The following is a 2,531-nucleotide window of genomic DNA, read 5'->3' as shown; positions in this document are numbered from 1 at the left end:
TCTTAATATAGCCTAAAGCTTCAATATCAGAATCACTAAGCTTGGTATCTGTATTATCAAGATACTTACTTAAGTCAATTTCAGCAGCCAAACCATTTTTGGTAATGGTCAGAATATTAGTCGTTTCATTCAATGCTAAATCCTGGATCTCATTAGCTGAATCGGCATCAGCATCATCAGAGTTTTTCACATAGCCTAAAGCTGTTATTTCTTCATCTGTCAAGTGAGTGTCATTATCTCCATCTGAAATATATCCAGGTACATTTTTCAAATCATTATAATCTCCTGAAAATACATTTTCAGCCGTTTTTGCCGAAAGCGCAAACGGAACACTTAATAAAGGACTTGTCCCCACATATGAATAGTTAACACCTCCTGTTTCATCAATTTCAATCTTTAATGCGTATTTTCCTTGCGACCAATCCACGGAAGCAAAAGCATCATCTTCCTTCTCTCCTATTTTTAAATTTATTAATCCAAAGGCATTCGTCGTGGTTTCGAATTCCTCTTCATAAACTAAAAAACTGCCATCCTGAAGAATTGATATTCGAACACTAATCTTTGAATTAGATATAACATTTCCTTCAATATTTCGAACAACTGCCTGATAATTGAACTTCTGTGGCACCTGACAAACTGCGCTGTTTAATAAAAATATTACAGTACAGAACAATAGTAGTATTCTTTTCATATTTTGATTTAAGCTTCTCATTATTGGCTAGTATTTTACGATTTTGAATGTTTGAATTAACCTTTCTTTAGCGAATACTTTCAAAAAGTAAACTGATGAAGACAAGCCATGAAGAGAAATCTCTGTTGTGGGTGTGACAATAGTTTCACGTTTAATTACAACTCCCTTAATATCACATATGGAATATTTCAGTGAATGCAATTCATCGAACCGTTTAACGATTAAGTGTAATTTCCCCTTTGTTGGATTAGGGTAAACAATCAAGTCAATGTCGAATTCTTCTCCTGTATCAACTTTTTCAATCTCAAGCAAACTTTGGTGTAAACCTTGAGTAAGAATCAAATTTGAATTATCGATAGTTTGAATACTTATTTCACCTAATGTCCAACTAAGTTGAAGCGTCTCTGTTTTATGAGAATCACCACCAGAGCCTAAAGCCTCTTGAGCATTTGAGACATTAAAAATCGAAGAAAATAAGCAGATTAAAACCAATTTGATTCCACCCTTTATCCCTCTCATACTTTTATAATTCTTATTCACAATAATATTTTATATAATAACAATATGCAAAACTACATTATTATCATATAATAATACTCTGTCAAATCTGTCAAGTTGGTCAATTGAAAAAAGCATTATGGCTTATGAAAGTTTAACGGGCATGAAAAAGCCCCATTCTAAAGAAAGAACAGGGCTTTTCTTTATGTTGATTTGTATCTGGTTTTTCAGGATCTACGAATGCAGAAAGTAACATCTCTTTATCAATAAGCCTCACAGCAATCCGAAGTACAAATGAGGTACGATACATTTCTAAAAAAAGGGCGATGCAAAACTAGAATTCCACAAACAGCCAATTATTTAAAGTGAGATTTAAGTGAATATTTTAGATACTTTCCAACGAGACTATCGTCTTTAACTAGAATAAAATCAAAAGCCAACCTAAAATTGGTTGGCTTCAAAATAAAGTATATTAGTCATTCTACCATTCAATTTCTATGATACCATCAGGATGAACATCTGAACAGTTTGGATTTGAAATAACTCCTTCCCCTTTTATTATGGATATTGGAAATATTCCTTTACCTGGAATAACACTTACAAAACCAGCCGGTGCACGTCCATCAGAACCTCTAAGAACATTACATCCAGTCCCAACGAAATAAAGAGCAGCTTCAGTTGCACCTTTACCAGCTTCAACAATTATTATTTTTTCTGAATTAGAACTCCTCAAAACATAACTATCCTCACCATCATACCCTAATTCTCCATAGTAAGTTAGATTACAAAGAGGAAAAGAATAATCATAAGATAATATGTCAGAACAATAATTCACCCCAGATGCTCCATTATAAAAACTTATAACTTCTCCCGGAAACACTGAAATAGAAGTATAGATATAACCACCTCTACCACCAGCAATCCCTCCACTTCCATAGCTCCTTACTTCTGAATACAGTTTTTGATTTCTACCTCCTGAAGCTCCATAAATTTTCACGAAAATTCTAGTTACATTACCTGGAACTACAAATTCATAAGCCCCCGCCTTATCATACTGAAGTAATCCATGAAGAACTTTATCTGCTTGTATTGATTGATTATTAGACCAAGCAGGAATTCCATCTTTCATTTCCAACACTTGACCTTCACTACCTTTTACAATAGGCATCCAAGTCACTCCATCAAAATATGCCAAATCTCCTGCTTGATTTCCGTCTAATTTAATTTGGTTTCCATTAACAAAATCACGTATATAGCCATTATTATCAACCATGACATCTACCTCATTTTCTGTAAGTTTACTATCTGTATCATCCAGATATGGAGTCAAATCAATTGTTTT

General features: G+C 33.6%; 3 protein-coding genes. All 3 read right to left on the bottom strand.

The annotated features are described in order from the left end of the window. On the bottom strand, positions 1-691 hold a 691-nt coding region (locus tag ACXR6G_RS20055; protein WP_458363237.1), incomplete at its 3' end, for a hypothetical protein. Positions 692-718: 27 nt separating this feature from the next. Continuing rightward, the gene (locus ACXR6G_RS20050; RefSeq protein ID WP_458363236.1) at positions 719-1,210 is read right to left on the bottom strand and encodes a T9SS type A sorting domain-containing protein; all 492 of its coding nucleotides are present in this window, start codon (positions 1,208-1,210) and stop codon (positions 719-721) included. 460 nt (positions 1,211-1,670) lie between these two features. Further along, a partial coding sequence (locus ACXR6G_RS20045) for a hypothetical protein (protein WP_458363235.1) occupies positions 1,671-2,531 on the bottom strand: 861 nt, incomplete at its 5' end.

The organism is Ancylomarina sp. YFZ004, assembly GCF_054254355.1.
This window is presented reverse-complemented; position numbering and strand designations above follow the sequence as displayed.